Annotated in this window: 19 protein-coding genes and 2 tRNA genes; 10 read left to right on the plus strand and 11 right to left on the minus strand. The window is 46.7% G+C overall.

The features are described 5' to 3' along the window. Positions 1-88 precede the first annotated feature (88 nt). Positions 89-874, plus strand: coding sequence for an enoyl-ACP reductase (locus J5I83_RS14340; RefSeq protein WP_304057380.1), 786 nt, complete (start codon positions 89-91; stop codon positions 872-874). 16 nt (positions 875-890) lie between these two features. On the opposite strand, the gene J5I83_RS14345 is transcribed toward J5I83_RS14340, so the two are convergent. The 9 genes from J5I83_RS14345 to J5I83_RS14385 form a co-directional block, all read right to left on the minus strand. Continuing rightward, on the minus strand, positions 891-2,771 hold the full coding sequence (locus J5I83_RS14345; RefSeq protein WP_304057382.1) for a SurA N-terminal domain-containing protein: 1,881 nt from the start codon (positions 2,769-2,771) through the stop codon (positions 891-893). Positions 2,772-2,846: 75 nt separating this feature from the next. After that, positions 2,847-2,923, minus strand: a tRNA-Asp gene (locus tag J5I83_RS14350). Positions 2,924-2,954: 31 nt separating this feature from the next. Then, positions 2,955-3,030 (minus strand) — tRNA-Val (locus tag J5I83_RS14355). A gap of 24 nt (positions 3,031-3,054) precedes the next feature. Next, a complete protein-coding gene (locus tag J5I83_RS14360) occupies positions 3,055-3,327 on the minus strand; it encodes an HU family DNA-binding protein (protein ID WP_304057385.1) in 273 nt (90 codons plus the stop codon). A 232-nt stretch (positions 3,328-3,559) separates the two neighbouring features. Beyond that, the gene (locus J5I83_RS14365) at positions 3,560-4,549 is read right to left on the minus strand and encodes an NAD(P)H-dependent glycerol-3-phosphate dehydrogenase (RefSeq protein ID WP_304057387.1); all 990 of its coding nucleotides are present in this window, start codon (positions 4,547-4,549) and stop codon (positions 3,560-3,562) included. Further along, complete coding sequence (locus J5I83_RS14370) at positions 4,546-5,007, minus strand: SH3 domain-containing protein (protein ID WP_304057389.1); 462 nt, start codon at positions 5,005-5,007, stop codon at positions 4,546-4,548. The genes J5I83_RS14365 and J5I83_RS14370 overlap by 4 nt, the downstream gene beginning before the upstream one ends. Before the next feature lie 12 nt (positions 5,008-5,019). Then, the gene (gene secB / locus J5I83_RS14375; protein WP_304057391.1) at positions 5,020-5,496 is read right to left on the minus strand and encodes a protein-export chaperone SecB; all 477 of its coding nucleotides are present in this window, start codon (positions 5,494-5,496) and stop codon (positions 5,020-5,022) included. Between the two features lie 63 nt (positions 5,497-5,559). Then, positions 5,560-5,817 (minus strand): glutaredoxin 3, encoded by a 258-nt coding sequence (grxC, locus tag J5I83_RS14380; protein WP_304057393.1) that lies wholly within the window; start codon positions 5,815-5,817, stop codon positions 5,560-5,562. A 16-nt stretch (positions 5,818-5,833) separates the two neighbouring features. Then, positions 5,834-6,250: a rhodanese-like domain-containing protein gene (locus J5I83_RS14385; protein WP_304057396.1), complete on the minus strand. Its 417-nt coding sequence runs from the start codon at positions 6,248-6,250 to the stop codon at positions 5,834-5,836. A 362-nt stretch (positions 6,251-6,612) separates the two neighbouring features. On the opposite strand from J5I83_RS14385, the gene gpmA reads away from it, so the two are divergent. From gpmA to J5I83_RS14405, 4 genes are all read left to right on the plus strand, one after another. After that, positions 6,613-7,362, plus strand: coding sequence for a 2,3-diphosphoglycerate-dependent phosphoglycerate mutase (gpmA, locus tag J5I83_RS14390; RefSeq protein WP_304057399.1), 750 nt, complete (start codon positions 6,613-6,615; stop codon positions 7,360-7,362). 61 nt (positions 7,363-7,423) lie between these two features. Further along, entirely contained in the window at positions 7,424-8,641 is a 1,218-nt protein-coding gene (locus tag J5I83_RS14395; protein WP_304057402.1) for a murein hydrolase activator EnvC, read from the plus strand. A gap of 46 nt (positions 8,642-8,687) precedes the next feature. Then, on the plus strand, positions 8,688-10,130 hold the full coding sequence (locus J5I83_RS14400) for a S41 family peptidase (protein WP_304057404.1): 1,443 nt from the start codon (positions 8,688-8,690) through the stop codon (positions 10,128-10,130). A gap of 41 nt (positions 10,131-10,171) precedes the next feature. Continuing rightward, a complete protein-coding gene (locus J5I83_RS14405) occupies positions 10,172-10,939 on the plus strand; it encodes a HesA/MoeB/ThiF family protein (RefSeq protein ID WP_304057406.1) in 768 nt (255 codons plus the stop codon). A 47-nt stretch (positions 10,940-10,986) separates the two neighbouring features. On the opposite strand, the gene J5I83_RS14410 is transcribed toward J5I83_RS14405, so the two are convergent. Further along, a complete protein-coding gene (locus J5I83_RS14410; RefSeq protein ID WP_304057408.1) occupies positions 10,987-12,753 on the minus strand; it encodes an ABC transporter transmembrane domain-containing protein in 1,767 nt (588 codons plus the stop codon). Between the two features lie 172 nt (positions 12,754-12,925). Between J5I83_RS14410 and crcB the strand changes: the two genes are divergently transcribed. The 4 genes from crcB to J5I83_RS14430 all read left to right on the plus strand — a co-directional run bounded on the left by crcB (position 12,926) and on the right by J5I83_RS14430 (position 16,546). Further along, positions 12,926-13,309 carry a fluoride efflux transporter CrcB gene (crcB, locus tag J5I83_RS14415; RefSeq protein ID WP_304057411.1) on the plus strand — a complete coding sequence of 128 codons (384 nt, stop codon included), beginning with the start codon at positions 12,926-12,928 and terminating at the stop codon, positions 13,307-13,309. A gap of 18 nt (positions 13,310-13,327) precedes the next feature. Next, on the plus strand, positions 13,328-13,645 hold the full coding sequence (locus J5I83_RS14420) for a DUF190 domain-containing protein (protein ID WP_304057414.1): 318 nt from the start codon (positions 13,328-13,330) through the stop codon (positions 13,643-13,645). 191 nt (positions 13,646-13,836) lie between these two features. Continuing rightward, complete coding sequence (locus J5I83_RS14425) at positions 13,837-15,882, plus strand: PhoX family phosphatase (protein ID WP_304057417.1); 2,046 nt, start codon at positions 13,837-13,839, stop codon at positions 15,880-15,882. 349 nt (positions 15,883-16,231) lie between these two features. Further along, positions 16,232-16,546, plus strand: a complete 315-nt coding sequence (locus tag J5I83_RS14430) for a hypothetical protein (protein ID WP_304057419.1) — start codon at positions 16,232-16,234, stop codon at positions 16,544-16,546. Between the two features lie 161 nt (positions 16,547-16,707). On the opposite strand, the gene J5I83_RS14435 is transcribed toward J5I83_RS14430, so the two are convergent. Further along, entirely contained in the window at positions 16,708-17,091 is a 384-nt protein-coding gene (locus J5I83_RS14435) for a VOC family protein (protein WP_304057421.1), read from the minus strand. 248 nt (positions 17,092-17,339) lie between these two features. On the opposite strand from J5I83_RS14435, the gene J5I83_RS14440 reads away from it, so the two are divergent. Next, positions 17,340-18,770, plus strand: a 1,431-nt coding sequence (locus tag J5I83_RS14440) for a DEAD/DEAH box helicase (protein ID WP_304057423.1), incomplete at its 3' end; no start/stop codon positions are given.

Raw genomic sequence — 18,770 nt, forward strand, 5'->3', positions numbered from 1 at the left:
CATTCGATAGTGTGAGCTCCCCTTATACTTCTTTATCATAAACCTTAAGCTATAATTATTTTAAATTCGACTAACAGAAGGACATATTATGGGATTTCTAGACAACAAACGTATCCTCATTACCGGACTGCTCAGCAATCGGTCAATCGCCTATGGTATAGCCAAAGCCATGAAGCGTGAGGGCGCACAGCTTGCCTTTACCTTTCAAGGAGAAGATGTAAGAGAACGCGTTACAAAGCTGGCCGGCGATTTTGATAGCCGTTTGCTGTTTCGCTGTGACGTAAGAAATGATGACCAAATCAATCAATGTTTTGAAGATCTGGCTAAAGAATGGGATGGTCTTGATGGCATAGTACATTCTATCGCATTTGCACCACGTGAGGCATTGACCGGGGATTACCTTGAAAGCGTTAATCGTGAAGCATTTCACATTGCCCATGATGTCAGTTCTTATAGTTTTGCTGCATTAGCCAAGGCAGGATTAGCATTAATGCAAGGAAGAAATGCCGCCCTTCTAACGCTCAGTTATCTGGGTGCTGTCCGCGTTATGCCAAGTTACAACGTAATGGGCCTGGCCAAGGCCAGTCTGGAAGCAAATGTACGATTCATGGCTTCCAGTCTAGGCAAAAAAGGAATACGCGTAAACGCAATCTCCGCTGGACCGATTAAAACATTGGCCGCATCTGGCATAGGAAGTTTTGGCAAGCTGCTGGGATATGCCGAGAAAGTTGCGCCATTACGAAGAAATGTTACGACTGACGAAGTTGGCAATGCCGCCGCTTTTCTCTGCAGTGATCTGGCTAGTGGTATTACAGGCGAAATTACTTATGTTGACGCTGGATTTAATACAATCGCCTTTGATCTTGATGAGTGATCATCTTTTACAATAGTCAATAGCCTTCTTCCTGGATTTTCACATCGTATCGTTGCCTGAGGCCAAGCTGATACGATGACAACTCCTCTTGAACAAGCATCTGCCTCAATTGATTCTCAATAACCTGATATTGAGCTTTATCCGAAGAAGCCGGCTCAATGACACGATTAATTCGTATCAAGTTGAAAACGCCATCTGACCCGGCCACACCGGTATATGCTGGTAATTTATCTGTCTCAGTCTGAAAAATAGTACGCAAAGCACCTATATTCATCCCTTGTGATTGCATATAAGACACTTCTTTAGTACCACTCCACGAAATTGAATCACTTTCACCGGCCTGTAATTGAGCTAATTTAGCTCTACCTTCTTTTTCAGCCATTTCAGCAGCGAGCTGTTGCTTAACTCGCTTGATAATTTCATCTCTAACCACGTCCAATGATTGAATTGCTGCTGGCTTATGCTCCAATACTCTGGCAGAAACAAAAGTATCAGGCATGACTTCTATTGCTTCCGTGTTGCGCCCATCGTTAATAGCATCATCTGAAAAAACTGCCGCAAGTAGCTTTTTGTTAGCAATAATTGTAGGCTCTTTCGATTTTTTATCGATCCATTCACTTTGTTTAACCGACAAACCAAATCTTTCCGCTGCCAGTTGCAAAGTATCACTTTGCTCGTACACTGTATTGCTAAAATCTTCAGCAGCTTCACCAAAACTGCTTGCAGCCTTCTGGCGTTTCAGAAGCTGCTCAATATCATTCCTTACTTCTTCCAAAGGCGCTACATCGGCCGGTTTTATTTCAGCAAGTCTGATGATATGAAAACCAAAAGATGTTTTAACAAGACCACGAATTTCATCAGGCTGCATTTGGAATAGCTCATCCTCAAATTCCTTGGCTAAAATACCACGGCCCAATAAACCGAGATCACCCCCTAATTTTGCTGAACCCGGATCTTCTGAATGGGTACTGGCTAATTCAGCAAATTTTTCTGGTTCCACTTTTAATTGCGACAGCACATTCTCAGCTTTGTCCCGTGCTGCGGCTTTCTCCTCATCCGAAGCTGTTTCAGAAACAGCGATCAGAATATGACTTGCTCTTCGCTTTTCCTCTTGCCCAAATTCACTTTGGTGCTCATCAAAATAATTTCTGATTTCATCTGCGGTAACCTCTTCTTGCTGAGCCAATTCTTCCAGCGATAACACTAAATATTCAAGGCGCACACGTTCAGGCAAAAGAAATTCTGCTTGGTGATTATCATAATAAGACTGTATTGCCGCTTCATCTGGCACAATTTGGGATACGAATTGTGCCGGCTCAATATGAAATTGATTGATTTCACGCTTCACCCCGCTTAAGTAAGCGGTTTTCTGAATGACAGTTTCAGGAACCTTCGCACTGTTTGCGATTGGTTCCAGCAGTTGCTGCTGCATAACTTCAGCAGCCACTCGTGCTTCAAACATTGCTGGCGTCATTTCTTGACGACGCAACAACTCCTCATAGCGTTGGTAAGAAAATTTCTGATCATCATGAAAAGCTGAAATACTCTGAATCTCGTGAGCTAATTGTGAATCTAAAACAGTCAGCCCAACATTGACTGCTTCGCGTGTTAATAATTTTCTCTGAATCAAGCTTTCCAAAATCGCCTGACGCATCTCAGGATTATCAAACAGCGTGCTGTCAAAATTATCGCCTAGCATACTACGCATGCTCTCTTGCTGATTCCTAAGCGCTTGCTCAAATTCTCTGCGATGGATCTTTTCACCGTCTACAACTGCGACATAGCTCTCCTGACCAGTGGTACGATACGACTCCACTCCCCAGAACATAAATGGCAACACAGCCAGCAACAAGATAACCTGAACGATCGTCTTTTTTCGATGAACAAAATCAAACACGGCTAAAATCCAGTGAAGTACATGAGAAGGAAGATTGCAATAGCAGGCTAATGCGCCTTTAGTATAATACTGACTTGGCGGAGTGGACGGGACTCGAACCCGCGACCCCCGGCGTGACAGGCCGGTATTCTAACCAACTGAACTACCACTCCTAAACCACAAAGTTAATTCTTGCTCGCTGATTGGTGGGTGCTGACGGGATCGAACCGCCGACATTCGCCTTGTAAGGGCGACGCTCTACCAGCTGAGCTAAGCACCCCACCTTTGCTTGGTAACAAGGCGCTTAGTTTACCGCATCTTTGAGCGCTTTACCAGCGGTGAATTTTGGTACTTTGGCTGCTTTGATTTTTATAGCGGCTCCAGTACGGGGATTACGGCCAGTACGAGCAGCTCTTTTTCCTACTTTAAAGGTCCCAAAACCAACAAGCGTCACACTTTCATTTTTTTTGAGCGCGTCTTTAATTGCAGACAACGCCCCATTTAATGCGTCTCCTGCAGATGCTTTAGAAATACCGGCAGACTCTGCAATGGCATCGATTAGATCAGATTTATTCATTTAATTCCCCTTTTGTGTTGTTGGGCTACTGGTAGTTGGATCACAAACAGAAAGTCCTGCAAACGCCCTTATATCAAGCTGTCTGCGCCTGGTCAAGTCATTGCTTGGAAATTTCTTTTTTTTGAATATCTCTAAGCACAAATACGGAATCAAAGATAATTCCTTAAGCGTCCAAACTCAACAAAATCACACTTTTATTCAATGCGCAATGGCGCGCGCCGAGCGCCAACAATCAATCAAACTCCGTTCTCGGTTCACGGTCAAGAATTCTTTTAACAACTATTTCAGCAGACACACCTTCATAAATAATACTGCATACCGCTTGCGTCAGAGGCATCTCAACCTTCAAGCGCCTGCTCATTCGCTCCGCCTCTCGTGCCGTATGCACCCCTTCCGCTACATGCCCGATTTTTTGCAAAATGTCAGGCAGCAAGTGGCCAGCAGCCAACATCATCCCCACCTGCCGGTTACGTGACATATCGCCAGTACACGTTAAAATCAGATCGCCAATCCCTGCTAATCCCATAAATGTTTCTCTACAGCCACCTAATGCCACGCCCATGCGCGTAATCTCTGCCAAGCCCCGAGTTATCAATGCAGCGCGCGCATTATTCCCCAGCTTCAATCCATCAGAAATTCCGGTAGCGATTGCGATCACATTTTTTATTGCTCCACCCGTTTCTACACCAATCACATCGTTGCTTGAATAAATACGCAAGTAGGTTGTGTGAATTTCATCAATAATATATTTAGCAAATACACCATCATTCGATGCCAATGTGAGTGCCGTAGGCAACCCGCGCGCTACCTCTTGCGCAAAGCTCGGGCCTGATAAAATGCCACAAGGCGCCGTCTCAGAATACACTTCTTGCACCACTTGATGAGGTAGCATGGCTGATTGTGACTCGAAACCTTTACAGCCCAGAACTACTGGTAATGCTTTACCTATTGTCTTGATTTTTTGCAATAGCTCACGCAAACCAGCCACAGGAATTGCAATCAGAATCAATTCCGCAGTTTTGACAGCAAGATCAAGCTCTGATGTCAATTGCAAGGAATCCGGCAAAAGCAAATCAGGAAGATACCGTCGATTAATCCGTTGCGATACTAACTCAGCTAGCTGGTCCGCATCTCTCGTCCACAAAGTAACCCGGTGATTTGCAGAAAGATTGATGGCTAGTGCTGTACCCCAAGCACCTGCACCCAATACCGCAATTTTCATGAACCCCAGACCTGATTAACTCTAATATAACCAGTCTGACCGTCACGATGACGTACTTTAACCCAGCCAGCGATGTCGGAACTTAACCACTCCAAAACCACATGCCGTTGAACCCGGAAAATGAGGGGTGAATGAACATCCGCCGCCTCAAATACGTCAGCCAATGAAGCTGTCACAATGATAAAGCGCTTATCGCTCAGGAATTTTCTCTCTATCCATGCAACCGCACCGCTGCTGTCACGTACTTTAACCCAGCCTTCAACTTTCGCTACTACTTCTAATGGCAAATTTAGACTTGCCACATATAATTTTTCAGCATTCAGCGAAGGGGCGTCATACATTGTGATCGCATTCGCTGCAACAGAGAAAAATTCTATTTCCGTAGCCGCACTCCAACGCGGAAAAACAAGCAGGAAATACAGAAAGACACTCCCGATCAAGCCCCTTCTTTGTACCAAGTGGATCCCCTTTTAGTGCACACCCTCTGCTTCAGATACTCTCTGGCTCATCTCAGGTTTTGGTTCAGCTTGCTGTTTTCTCTGATGATAAACTGCTTCGAAATTGACCGGATTGAGGATAACGGCAGGAAACCCTGCGCGCGTCACAGTATCCGATACAGTCTCACGCAAATAAGGAAACAAGATATTTGGGCACACGATACCCAAGACAGAACCAATCTCATCTCCCGGCACGTTACGTATGCGGAAAATCCCTGCCTGGTGCGCTTCAACCAGAAACATGGTTTTCTCCTTAATTCGGGCAGTAACAGTAGCCGTCAGCAAGACTTCGTAGATATCCCCCTCAATACAGGCATCTTGGGCATTCAACTGCAGGTTGATCTCGGGAGTCTCCCGATCAAGAAAAATACGCGGCGCATTAGGAATTTCCAGAGAAAGATCCTTGACATAGATCTTCTCAATAGCAAATACTGGTTGTTGCTCACTCATATTGGATTCCAATTGGAATAATTGATGATAAAGATTATAAATTGATGGAACATCACTAAAAAATTAGGCGGATAACAGTTTCATAATACCTCCTTGCTGATCGAGCTGCACCAGGTCATCATAACCTCCTATATGGGCCTCTCCAATATAGATTTGTGGAACAGTGCGCCGTCCAGTTTTCTTCATCATTTCAGTGCGCTGCTCGGGATGCAAATCAACTCTGATTTTATCAATTTCCTCAACCCCCCTCGATCGCAGCAACTTTTCCGCCATCACGCAATAAGGACAAAAACCCGATACATACATAATCACCTTAACCATATTCACTTTCTACCTCTTAGCGATCTTTTACCATCGGAAGATTTTCTCGCCGCCATGTATTGATCCCACCGCTAAGATTGTAAACCTTGTTAAAGCCATTTTTACGCAAAACCGCACCCGCATGACCTGCACGTAACCCAGGTTGGAATATCACAACAATGGGTCTGTCTTTGAATTTCTCTAGCTCATGCCAGCGTTCGCCTATCCTCTCAACAGAAATATGTTTAGAATTAGGAAGATGACCTTTGACAAATTCATTGTCATCCCTGACATCAAGTACTAGTGCATTATCGTAATTAATAAGTCTGATTGCTTTCTGAACATCTATTTCTTTAGCAGCATTGCGTGACAGTATTGGCCATAACAGCATTCCACCGCTCATCATAGCAGCAACAATAAAAAAAATATTATCCTGTAAAAAAGTTGATTCCATATAAACGCCTGTTCCAGTTCCCACTATCGGTCTTTAAATAACCCATCATTCTAGCAAAGTACTTAAGAATCTACAGCTATAAAAAATTCTGTCAGCGATAATAACAACTTTACACTGTAGTGTTTGACGCTGCTAATGCTTTACTGCGCCTTACAGTTGTTGCCCGACAATTTCCATCAAAATCCGGATAATCGCTTAAATAGAAACGCAATCCTATTGTTATAGGACTACAAAATGATTCAATACTACAAAAAAACAGCCATGATCACTGCAACATGCTGCGTTCTTTGTCAAAATATAATAAAATTCCAGTGCATCAATTGCTTTTACAAACCCTACTAGCTTCTTCTTTGAAGGTCAACATGAAAAAACTCGTTCTCCTGCGGCATGGAGAAAGCACTTGGAATAAGGAAAATCGTTTTACCGGCTGGACAGATGTAGATTTAACACCCAAAGGACTGGAAGAAGCCAGATCTGCTGGTCGGCTTTTACGAGAAAATGGATTTATCTTTGATATTGCTTATACCTCAGTGCTAAAACGTGCCATTCGCACGCTCTGGATCACACTCGATCAAATGGACCTGATGTGGGTTCCGATCAATCTTACCTGGCGGCTGAATGAACGGCATTACGGCGCATTACAAGGATTGAACAAAGCGGAGACAGCTGCTCGTTTTGGTGATAAGCAAGTCTTGCTCTGGCGGCGCAGCTACGATATTCAGCCGCCAGCCCTTACCACTGACGATGAACGCTACCCCGGCTTTGATCTTCGTTACGGCAATGTCTCCAGGGAAGATATTCCTCTGACCGAGAGCCTCAAAGATACCGTTGCTAGATTTTTACCTTTCTGGAATCAAACGATTGCACCTCAAGTCAAAGCAGGACAACAAACAATCATTGTAGCTCACGGTAATTCCTTGCGAGCGCTCATTAAGTATCTTGACAATGTTTCGGATGAGGACATTCTTAACTATAACATCCCTACCGGCATCCCTCTGGTTTATGAGCTTGACGATAATCTAAAACCCATGCGCAATTATTATCTCGGCGACTCAACCGAAATCGAAGAAGCAGTATCGGCAGTAGCAAATCAAACTAAAACAAATGTTTAACCCAGCATATCCCAGAAAATCTCGAATTCATATACATTGTGTGCGATATCTGAAATAAACCATGTGTTACAGTGCAAGTGCTATACTGCGCAAAGTGATTACGTTTTTTTTAGCACTGATATGCATCGGGCAGCTTTATGCCAACCCTCAAGTCAGTAAAGATTTAAAGCAATTACAAGATCGTATTAAAACCTTACAAAAAGATCTGGCGCGCAAGGAAACTTCTAAAACTGAAGCAGCGGATGCTTTACGCGACTCAGAGCGCGCCATCAGTGAAACCAACCGGGCTTTGATCTTGCTTACTCAGCAACTAACTGACGCCAACGCTAGCCTCGATCAATTATTGGAGCAATCCAAACAAATTCAAAGCCAGATCAAAGGGCAGCAGGAGCAGCTCGGCAATATGCTTTACTATCAATACATAAACGGACAGCAGGATTACATGCAGTTACTGCTCAAGCAGCAAGATCCCAATCAAATGGCACGCAATCTACATTACTATGGATACTTAAAGCGCGCGCGTTCCGAAAATATTAATACCTTACGTATTCAGCTTAAGCAGTTGGATACATTAACTCGCGACAGCCACGTCAAAAAAGCTGAAATTGTAAAGATCCAAACTGAGCAGACTATGCAAAAGCAACAGCTTGAACAGGAAAAAATCAAGCGTGCAAAGATTCTGGCAAATCTCTCCGAAGAAATTTCCCAGCAACAACAAGAAATCAGCAAGCTCAAAAGTGATGAGCAACGGTTATCCAAGTTGGTAAAAGAAATTAACAGGTTGCTCGCGCAAAAAAAATCTACCCCGCCATCCGCACCCAAATCTTCTTCTCTCCCGCTTCATAACCGCTTACTGCCTGATTCTTCTGCAAGTGGGCGTTCATTTACGTCGCTCAAAGGTCAGCTACGCCTACCGGTACGAGGGGAACTTGTCAATCGTTTTGACAGTCCACGGCAAGAAGGAGGAATTAAGTGGAAAGGATTATTTATTCGCTCCCAGAACGGTAGTGAAGTAAAAGCCATAGCAGGCGGACAAGTTGTATTTGCTGACTGGTTGCGCGGATTTGGCAATCTCATGATTTTGGATCATGGCAACAACTATATGAGTCTTTATGGTTACAATGAAGCCAATTACAAACGCGTTGGCGATCGCGTTCGTAGCGGCGACACAATTGCGACAGTAGGAAACAGCGGTGGTAATAGTGAATCAGGTTTATACTTTGAATTGCGATATCAGGGTAAGCCATTTGACCCGTTAACCTGGGTAAAAATAGAATGAAATTTATGGTAAAAATTGTAAAGTTGATAGGTGCGGAGAATACGTGATGCATAATTTTGTTAAAAAACTTAGTTTAATCCTCTTCGGTGTTACGGCCGGAGTGATGATCAGTCTCAACTTTTCCGCTGGAGCTGATAAAGCACTCAAAGCCGAGCTGCCTCCTCTCCCTATCGAAGAGTTACGCGCTTTCACCCAAGTATTTGGTCGCATTAAAAGCGATTATGTTGAGCCTGTCGATGACAAAAAACTTATCACCGAAGCCATCAATGGCATGCTGGTTGGCTTAGATCCGCATTCTGCTTATTTGGACAGCGAGGAATATAAGGAACTGCAAATCGGCACACAAGGCGAATTTGGCGGACTCGGTATTCAGGTTACTATGGAAGATGGTTTGGTCAAAGTCATTTCACCGATTGAGGATACGCCAGCATTCCGGGCAGGCATCAAAACAGGTGATCTGATTATCAAACTGGATGATACCGCAGTTAAAGGTATGACGCTCAACGAGGCTATCAAACGCATGCGCGGCAAGCCTGACACCTCGATTACACTTACGATCGCGCGGGAAGGTGAAGCTGAGCCGCTGGTATTCACATTGGTCCGCGCCATCATCAAAATCGAAAGCGTCAAAGCAAAGTTAGTCGAGCCTGGCTATGGCTATTTGCGTGTGACACAATTTCAGGAACACACAGGGGAAAATTTAGCACAAGCAATCGAAAAGCTATTCAAAGAAAGCAAAATTCCGATGAAGGGACTTGTGCTTGATTTGCGGAATGATCCTGGCGGTTTGCTAAATAGCGCCGTAGCCGTTTCAGCTGCCTTTCTACCGGCCAATGCGCTCGTCGTCTATACTGAAGGCCGCACCAGCGATGCAAAAATGCGCCTCATGGCGAGTCCTGAATATTATCTACGTGGTCCAGGTAAAGATTATTTGACTGAATTACCATCAGCAATCAAGACGGTACCCATGGTTACCCTGGTAAACGGGGGATCTGCTTCAGCTTCTGAAATTGTTGCAGGTGCGCTGCAGGATCACAAGCGTTCCCTCGTCATGGGCACCCAGACCTTTGGCAAAGGTTCGGTGCAAACCATTCTGCCGCTTGGTAACAATACCGCAATCAAGCTGACCACAGCACGTTACTATACGCCTAATGGACAATCCATCCAGGCGAAGGGTATTACGCCGGATATTATTGATGAAACAGACGATGCATCCCGGCAATTGCGTGAATCAGATCTTAGTCGGCATTTGCGTAGTAACAAAAATGATGAAAACAATGGAGCCGATGCTGCCAGCGTACAAAAACCGAATGGTTCAGAAGATAAACCCAAAAGCAAAAAATCTACCAATAAGAAAAAGAGCGCTCCCATGGAGTTTGGCTCGAGTGATGATCTGTTACTCACCAGAGCGATCGAGCATCTGAAGGGTATCGAGGCAAATGCAAAAAGAAAGCCTACAAAAACTGCTAAAAAAGCAGCCAGTTCCTGAAATACAACAAGCAATAGCTGAGAAAGTGAGGCGGGAGGATCGTGAATGACAATCAGCTATTGCGTTACAGCCGTCATATTTTGCTCCCCCAGATTGATGTACGGGGACAAGAAAAGTTAACGCAATCATGCGTACTAATCATCGGTGCGGGGGGGCTTGGCTCCCCTGCTGCCTTGTATCTTGCAGCCAGCGGTATCGGAAAAATCGTTATCTGCGACAAAGATCACGTTGACCTTACTAACCTGCAACGGCAAATCATCCACAACACTGACGCAATCGGTCAACCCAAAACAGCTTCTGCTCAGAAAACACTGCATCATATCAATCCCGAGATCGAAATTCTAGCCTTACAGGAGCAGGTAACTGAACAGCTTCTGTTGCATCTGCTTACTTCCGCTGATGCAGTAGTCGATGCCAGCGACAATTTCGCCACTCGTCATGCTATCAATCAAGCTTGCCTGATTCATAAAAAACCTCTGATCTCGGGTGCGGTGGTGCGCTTTGATGGCCAGGTTTCGGTGTTCGATCTGCGTCATGCCAGCAGCCCCTGTTACCATTGTCTTTTTCCCGTTTCTGGTGAAGATGATGATCCCAATTGCGCCGTACTGGGCGTATTTGCACCACTCGCTGGCATCATAGGCTGCATTCAGGCAGCAGAAACGATCAAAGTTTTGCTGGGTATTGGCGAAACACTCAATAGCCGCTTGCTACTACTCAATGGCTTAACCATGCGATGGCGCACCATCACTCTGAAGAAAGATCCGGCATGCGAAGTTTGCAGTCCCGGCGCAGTAAGGAAAATTGGCTGAAAAGTGGCAAAGTTAGCATATAGAGCGCACCCCGAGCACCCTGCTACTCATTCATGCAACTGAAACTGTAACGAAGCCAAGCGCGCATACAACTCGCTGGTGATCATCAGTTCAGCATGCGTGCCCAGCGCTTCTAATCGTCCCTGATTGAGCACCGCAATCCTATCCGCTGATTTGACAGTGCTCAAACGATGCGCAATCGCTATCGTGGTGCGGTGTGTCATCAAGCGGGACAACGCTTGCTGCACCCAGCGTTCACTTTCCGCATCCAATGCGCTAGTCGCTTCATCCAGCAGCAAAATCGGTGCATCTGCCAAGATCGCACGAGCGATGGCAATTCGCTGTTTCTGTCCACCGGACAATCCCAATCCAGCATCCCCCAAATGTGTTTGATACCCTTGCGGCAGATTAACGATAAACTCATGCGCATAGGCTGCTTTGGCGGCGGCCTCCACTTCAGCATCTGTTGCCTCCTGACGGGCATAACGAAGGTTATCGCCGATACTGCCATAGAATAACACCGGATTTTGCGATACCAGCGCAAAACATGCTCGCAAAGCGTTAATCTCCAAGTGGCGGATATCGATGCCTTCTAACCTTATGCAACCAGACTGGGGATCAAAAAAGCGTAGCAGCAAATCAAACAAAGTCGACTTGCCTGCACCTGACGGGCCGACCAAGGCCAGCATCTCACCCGCTTTGATGGTCAGTGACAATTCATTGATAGCGGGTATCTCAGGACGCGAGGGATAGGCAAAACACAATCGCTCGATTTCAATCTGACCTGCTACAAGCGGCAAGGGTAACGGGCTGGCTGGGGAGATGATCTGGCTGGGAGCAGACAATAATTCCACGGTACGCTCAGCGGCCCCTGCAGCACGCTGCAGCTCTCCCAGCACCTCCGAGATCGATCCCACTGCAGAACCGACAATAACGCTGTAAAACACAAATGCTGCCAATTCACCGCCACTGATTTGCCCTGCAATCACATCCATGCCACCCACCCAAAGCACCAGACCCACCGCGCCAAACACCAGCATGATCACCACGGTAATCAATAAAGCACGCTGCATGGTGCGTTGCTTGGCGATCGCAAAAGCATCCTCGACATGGTGATGAAAAATGTGCTTGTCGATCTCTTGATGGTTATAGGCTTGTACGGTTTTTATTTGCCCCAGAATCTCGCCAATATAAGCGCCCACTGCTGCGATCCTGTCTTGACTTTGCCGGGACAGCTGCCGCACTCTGCGTCCAAACAGCAAAATGGGCGCCACCACCAGTGGCACGCTGATCAGCACCAGCGCTGTCAGTTTGGCATTGGTGATAAACAACCAGACTACCCCTCCCAGCAGCATCACCAGATTGCGCAAGGCAACAGAAACAGAAGATCCAATGACGGATTGCAGCAAGGTCATATCCGCAGTCAAGCGTGACTGAATTTCCAGGCTACGATTAGCTTCAAAAAAACCAGGATGCAAATTGATTAAATGATCAAATACTTTGCAACGGATGTCTGCCACCACACGTTCCCCCAGCCAAGTCACCCAGTAATAGCGGGTAAACGTGCCGGCTGCCAACGCGACAATGAGCAAAATAAAAATCACCATATACTGCGTCAGCAGTTCAACCGACTGAGTAGCCAAGCCACGATCGATCAGCAAGCGGATACCCTGCCCGATTGAAAGCATGATCATTGCCGTGAATAACAATGCAATTAGACTAAAAGTGACTTGCCGCTGATATGGTGTAACAAACATCATCACCATTCTGGCTTTCTGCCAGCGATCGTGTATGGTACGCAAAATGTTAATCATTTGAGAAATAAAGTGAACTCATCAACTTCTGGATAACACCGCTATAATTATAAATAATGAACATATCGTCAGCACCATGCTGGCTCACGCACTCAATCGGGATTTAATAGCGGTCCAGCATATTGTCTGTAAGCTCTGGCAAATTAATCATCACTTGCAATCATTCAAACTAATGTTTCATTCCATCTTCGCCATCTGCCTCGGTGCATCGCTGGGCGCCGTACTTCGCTGGCTCCTGGGAAGCTCGCTCAATGCGCTATTTCCAACCATTCCTCCAGGAACGCTTATCGCCAATCTCATTGGCGGCTATCTGATTGGTGTGGCACTTGCCATTTTTGCCAATCATCCCGAACTAGCCCCTGAATGGCGCTTGTTCATCATTACTGGCTTCCTGGGCGGACTGACCACTTTCTCCACCTTTTCCGCAGAAACCATGACACTGATACAACAAGGACGGTTACTCTGGGCAGCAGGCTCCATCGGTTTACATGTGATGGGATCATTGTTGATGACGATGCTTGGGTTAGCGACAATATCACTCTACAGGAATGCTTAAATTTCAGGAAAAATGAGCATGCACGGTTATCAATTGACTTTTTACACCAACCAGTCCCGCCAGCATAATGGTTTACCTTTGGGTGAATGGTTATTGCGGGAAGCACGCCAGCTTGGCATCAGCGGAGCCACCTTGATTACCGCTACCGAAGGATTTGGTCATGACGGCAAACTCCATTCAGCGCATTTTTTCGAGCTGAGTGATCAGCCCATTGAAGTGACGATGGCGCTCAGTGCAGCAGACGCTGAACGCATGTTTACCCGGCTACGTGAAGAAGACATCAACGTTTTCTTTGTCAAAACAGCAGTCGAATATGGCATGAGCGGAGAAAACTGACAAAATATTAACCATGCTCTGAAATGGGTGCAGCAGCACTAAGTCTTTATTACCGTACAAGACGAAAACTATAACGCAAGTGTTCCTTTATCGCGCGTTCGCAATCTTTTTTTTACAAAAATGTCACAAAAATAACATTTTCCTCGTTTATAACTCTTTGCTTCTTACACCTATTTGAGGCAAAGAGAAATATGAATGATAACGATATTGCAGAAAGCAATCATTCGGACAACCCACATTTTTCGACCATACTTGTAAAAAGACTGTCACGCCGGCAAATGCTGACAGGCAGCCTGGGTGTGGCGGTTGCAGGGATGTTCGGCTTGCCGGAACTAACGGGTCAAGCGGAGGCCGCCGCAAGCGCTTCCACCGCTACCAAATCTGTACCATCACCTAATACGCCATTTACTTTGAATCCGACCTTGGGTTTCGAGGCCGTGCCTGTCACACGCTCGGATACTGTCACCATACCAGTCGGTTATAAAGCGCAAGTCTTAATTCCCTGGGGTACCCCCATAACCGGAAACTACCCGGCCTATGCACCGGATGCATCCAATTCTGGCGTTGATCAGGAACAGCAAGTTGGAGCGCATCATGATGGAATGTATTATTTCTCGTTTGAGGATAATCCTAATGCTCATGGCCTGCTGGTCGTCAATCATGAATATGTCGATCAGAATGTATTGCACACCAATGGTCCTAGCCTGATTACTGGACAACGTCCTGAAGATGAAGTCAGAAAGGAAATTGCCGCGCATGGCATCAGTATCGTTGAAATCAGTAAAGACAGCGCAGGGAACTGGCAGGTCATTAATGGACGATACAATCGCCGTATCACCGCAAGCACACCGATGGAAATCCGGGGGCCGGTGCGCGGCAGCGATCTGGTCAAAACCAAGTATAGCCCTGCTGGCACGGAGACGCGCGGCACCATCAACAACTGCGGTAATGGTTATACGCCGTGGGGAACTTACCTGACCTGCGAAGAAAACTGGGCAGGCTATTTTGTCAATCGCACCGAACTTGCGCGAGAGCACAGCCGCTACGGTGTCAGTACCAATAATGGCCGTTACCGCTGGGAAACTGCGCAAGGCGGCGCTGATGAGTACATACGCTTCGATGCCTCGGTAAAAGGCGGCAGTGCAAACGAGGATTACCGTAACGAGCCCAACGGACAGGGCTGGATCGTGGAAATCGATCCATTTAATCCCAACAGCAAGCCGATTAAGCGTACCGCCATGGGCCGATTTGCCCATGAAGGCTGCTGGCTTGCTCCCCCTCAACTGGGTCAACCTGTCGTTTTCTACTCAGGTGACGATTCTCAAAATGAATATATCTACAAATTCGTCACCAAGGCCCGCTATAGGAAAGATGTCAATGGCGACATCCTGGATGAAGGCACTCTGTATGTGGCCCGCTTTAATGATGACGGCACGGGGAAATGGCTCGCGCTGGATATCAATGATCCATATTTTCACGCCATGTCCATCAGTAAAGGTGTTTTCTTCATGGATCAAGCTGATGTGTTGGTCAATACCCGGCTGGCAGCCGATGTTGTCGGTGCTACCAAAATGGACCGGCCAGAATGGGGCGCTGTGCATCCGCAAAGCCGTGAGGTCTACATGACGCTGACGAACAACAGTAGCCGCAATGCCGCTACGATTGATGCCGCCAATCCACGGGGTCCCAATCCCTATGGTCATATTATTCGCTGGCGCGAGGAAGGTCATCGCTCCTGGGCAACCAAATTCACCTGGGATATTTTCATCCTGGCCGGCCCCGAAGCCGACAGTCAGGTTCTGCCGCAGCAAAATGGTCCCGCTTTAACGCAGGATAACATCTTTGCCAGCCCTGACGGTCTCTGGATCGATCAAAATGGCATCCTCTGGATTCAGACTGACATGAGCGGCTCGCAACAAAGCTCTGGCCCTTTCGGCAATAACCAGATGCTGGCCGCTAATCCGTTTACCGGCGAGATCAAGCGTTTCTTGGTCGGTGCACAAGACTGTGAAGTAACCGGCATCGTCTCCACTCCGGATGGCAAATCATTGTTTGTCAATTTGCAACACCCTGGAGACCGCTCAGGTGTAAACAACTTTACCAGCAACTGGCCGGATAATGGCAAAGTCTTCGGGCATCCCGGGGAGCAAGCGGTAACGGTTAATCCGAGCGGCGCACGTCCACGTTCTGCCACAGTAGTGATATCACGTAAAGATGATGGCGTAGTTGGCATGTAAGCATTGCTAACAAAAAATGATGGCAGAATCAGATTAGCAATGAGCTTGATTCTGCCTGTCGCTATTCCAGCCATGGTATGCAATGCTGCTTCCAGGAAACATGAATCTAAGAGACCAGCTCACCGCGGATTAATTGACAGCTGAGTGAACCATAGCGATCACTTGGTGTGATCTTTCTCACAGATGATCAAATCTGGATCAGTTATCTTGTAACCATCATCGGTCACTTGTAATTCACAGTGCACAAGCTGGACCAACAAAGATGATTACATATCACCAATCAAAGCTTGCGTCTCCTCGAAGGGTTATGACGCATTTATTGATCAAACACTAACGAAAGGAGAAAGAAATGGCATTTTCAGCACTCAACAACGATAACACGCTCAATCCAGACAATATCGCGGCTACACAGGCAATTACCAAGCTAATCTCGCCTGTGACTGATGAAGCCGCAGAAAATCATGATTCAGCTTCAAAATCACTGGAAATGCCTTCTGAACCGAGGAACTGTTCAGCATGCATGGCAGCAGAAATGGTGGAGCTGCTGTACTGGATGGCTCTTCTGCGCGGCGTGCCTCTGGCAGAGATTACTGGCGCCAACGCAGATATATCATCTATATCATCTGCTATCGAAAAAATTTCGTGGGCATACTCCAGAGCTTGAGAACGACCTCGTTGCTGGCCATATGCGGTGAGATGTCGCCTTGCCAAGAATAGATTGCATGATAAAAAATATAAGCCTCTCATCAATCAAACTCTCCGCTTGCCACATTTCATGAGCACCCAGGATAACGTGATCAACGCATAGCTACTCGGTGACGGCAATTATTGAGGCGGCATTTCATAATCCGCAGTGAGCATCTCCAGCAGATGTCCATTCTGATCACGGAAATAGACCCCGCGCCCGCCATAATTATGATTGATCGTCATGTTCTCCGCTTCACCGGGACCGCTGCCATATTTGAGCTTTTCCGCTTGCAGGCGCTCGAATATTTCATCAAATTCCTGCTCGGAAACCTTAAATGCATAGTGATGGGATTCAAATTTCTCCCTGCTGTCAAAATCGAGGCACAAGGTATCATTCACGCGCACCACACTGAAACGGGAAAACTCACCCAAATACTTAAAGCCAAATAGTCTGCAATAAAGCGCTGCCGATGCCTGCTTATCAAAACACGGCACAATGGTATGGTTGAGTGTAATCGCCATAACGCACTCCTTTCACACGAGATTTAAGCGGGAAATCTTTCAAGTTAGAATTTGTCTTTTAGAATACCACCAATTCTGAAGTGATAGCGAAAGATGCATCATCGTTCAGGCAGTCATATGCAACTACTGCACACCAACACCTTTCCATGGAAAATTGGAATACTTCAGCTGCTAAACAGATAGCCATAATCGCCGTTAATATCAACATGACTACTTTAATTCCTAGCTACTCTAGTTGCATTTCCCGCATGACCGCCGGTGAAAGACGTTTCGCTCAACGTCTGGAAGCAAAACTGGAAGATGATTATCTTTGCTGGTACGACATTCCGATCGGTCAATCGATGAGGCATCCGGATTTTATTGTGCTGCACCCAAAACGTGGCTTGCTGATTCTGGAAGTCAAGGACTGGAAACGGGACAGCATCCAAACCATTACCAAAACGGATGTGACTTTGCTTATGTCCGAAGGATTGATTCACAAGCGCAATCCGCTGGAGCAAGCCCGTCAATATGCTGAGGCAGTGGCCGACATGCTGCAAAGGGATCCGCAACTGGTTTTCAGCAGCGGTAAAAAACAGGGACAACTCCTTTTCCCTTGGTCGTACGGCGTGGTGCTCCCCAATATCAGCCGCAAGCAGTTTGACAGCACTGATTTGGGGGAAGTATTAGCGCCTCGCCGCGTCATTTGTCAGGATGAAATGGTTGAATCGGTGGAAATGGAAGCGTTCCAGCAACGCTTGTGGGACATGTTTACCCTCGGTGGCTATGGCAATCTAAGCTTGCCCCAGATGGATCGGATACGCTGGCATATGTTTCCGGAAATCCGCATACCTGCAAAACAGGGTGAACTATTGAATGGTGCTGCAGCAGCGGTTGGCGAGCTACCGGATATTTTACAAGTCATGGATTTACAGCAGGAACAGCTTGCGCGCAGCCTTGGCGAAGGCCATCGAGTCATCCACGGGGTGGCAGGTTCTGGCAAAACGCTGATTCTCGGCTACCGTGCAAAATATCTTGCCCGGGTTTGCGCTAAACCGATTCTGATACTTTGCTATAACAAAATACTTGCCAAACGCCTCGAACACTGGATACAGCAAAAAGAAATCGGCAGCAAAGTCAATGTCCATACATTCCATGCCTGGTGCCGCCGCCAGCTCACGGCTTATCACGTCGACCTGCCCGAAGGGGATGGCGGGCGTGATGGTTATTGGGATGACATGGTGAATCGGCTCATCCGCGCGGTAGATGACAAACTCATTCCTTCCGCACAATACGAAGCAGTGTTGATCGATGAAGGCCATGATTTTCGTCCGGAATGGCTCAAACTGGTAGTTCAAATGGTGGATGCGCGCACGAATTCACTGCTGGTTCTGTATGATGACGTTCAATCCATTTACCACACAAAAGAAAAACGCCGCTTCAGCTTTAAGAGCGTCGGCATCCAGGCACAAGGGCGAACCACCATACTTAAAATCAACTACCGCAATACCCAGGAAATTCTTCAATTTGCGGGTCAATTTGCCAGGCAGTTGCTTACGCCCATCGAAACAGACGAAGACAGCGCACCGCGGCTGATGCCGGTTTCTGCCGGACGGCAAGGTCCTAAACCGTTGCTGATCAAGCTCCCCAGCCTTGCGCAACAGGCAAGATACATCGCGCAGCAATTGAAAGCAGCCCAT

Origin of the sequence: Nitrosomonas communis, assembly GCF_024102715.1 — a bacterium.
Lineage (GTDB): Bacteria > Pseudomonadota > Gammaproteobacteria > Burkholderiales > Nitrosomonadaceae > Nitrosomonas > Nitrosomonas communis_B.

Bases quoted from the DNA above. Each gene is read 5' to 3' on its own strand.
- J5I83_RS14340 (WP_304057380.1), top strand. From the start codon at position 89: ATGGGATTTCTAGACAACAAACGTATCCTCATTACCGGACTGCTCAGC.
- J5I83_RS14360 (WP_304057385.1), bottom strand. From the start codon at position 3,327: ATGAATAAATCTGATCTAATCGATGCCATTGCAGAGTCTGCCGGTATT.
- J5I83_RS14365 (WP_304057387.1), bottom strand. From the start codon at position 4,549: ATGAAAATTGCGGTATTGGGTGCAGGTGCTTGGGGTACAGCACTAGCC.
- secB (WP_304057391.1), bottom strand. From the start codon at position 5,496: ATGAGTGAGCAACAACCAGTATTTGCTATTGAGAAGATCTATGTCAAG.
- grxC (WP_304057393.1), bottom strand. From the start codon at position 5,817: ATGGTTAAGGTGATTATGTATGTATCGGGTTTTTGTCCTTATTGCGTG.
- J5I83_RS14385 (WP_304057396.1), bottom strand. From the start codon at position 6,250: ATGGAATCAACTTTTTTACAGGATAATATTTTTTTTATTGTTGCTGCT.
- gpmA (WP_304057399.1), top strand. From the start codon at position 6,613: ATGAAAAAACTCGTTCTCCTGCGGCATGGAGAAAGCACTTGGAATAAG.
- J5I83_RS14395 (WP_304057402.1), top strand. From the start codon at position 7,424: ATGTGTTACAGTGCAAGTGCTATACTGCGCAAAGTGATTACGTTTTTT.
- J5I83_RS14400 (WP_304057404.1), top strand. From the start codon at position 8,688: ATGCATAATTTTGTTAAAAAACTTAGTTTAATCCTCTTCGGTGTTACG.
- J5I83_RS14410 (WP_304057408.1), bottom strand. From the start codon at position 12,753: ATGATTAACATTTTGCGTACCATACACGATCGCTGGCAGAAAGCCAGA.
- crcB (WP_304057411.1), top strand. From the start codon at position 12,926: ATGTTTCATTCCATCTTCGCCATCTGCCTCGGTGCATCGCTGGGCGCC.
- J5I83_RS14420 (WP_304057414.1), top strand. From the start codon at position 13,328: ATGCACGGTTATCAATTGACTTTTTACACCAACCAGTCCCGCCAGCAT.
- J5I83_RS14425 (WP_304057417.1), top strand. From the start codon at position 13,837: ATGAATGATAACGATATTGCAGAAAGCAATCATTCGGACAACCCACAT.
- J5I83_RS14430 (WP_304057419.1), top strand. From the start codon at position 16,232: ATGGCATTTTCAGCACTCAACAACGATAACACGCTCAATCCAGACAAT.
- J5I83_RS14435 (WP_304057421.1), bottom strand. From the start codon at position 17,091: ATGGCGATTACACTCAACCATACCATTGTGCCGTGTTTTGATAAGCAG.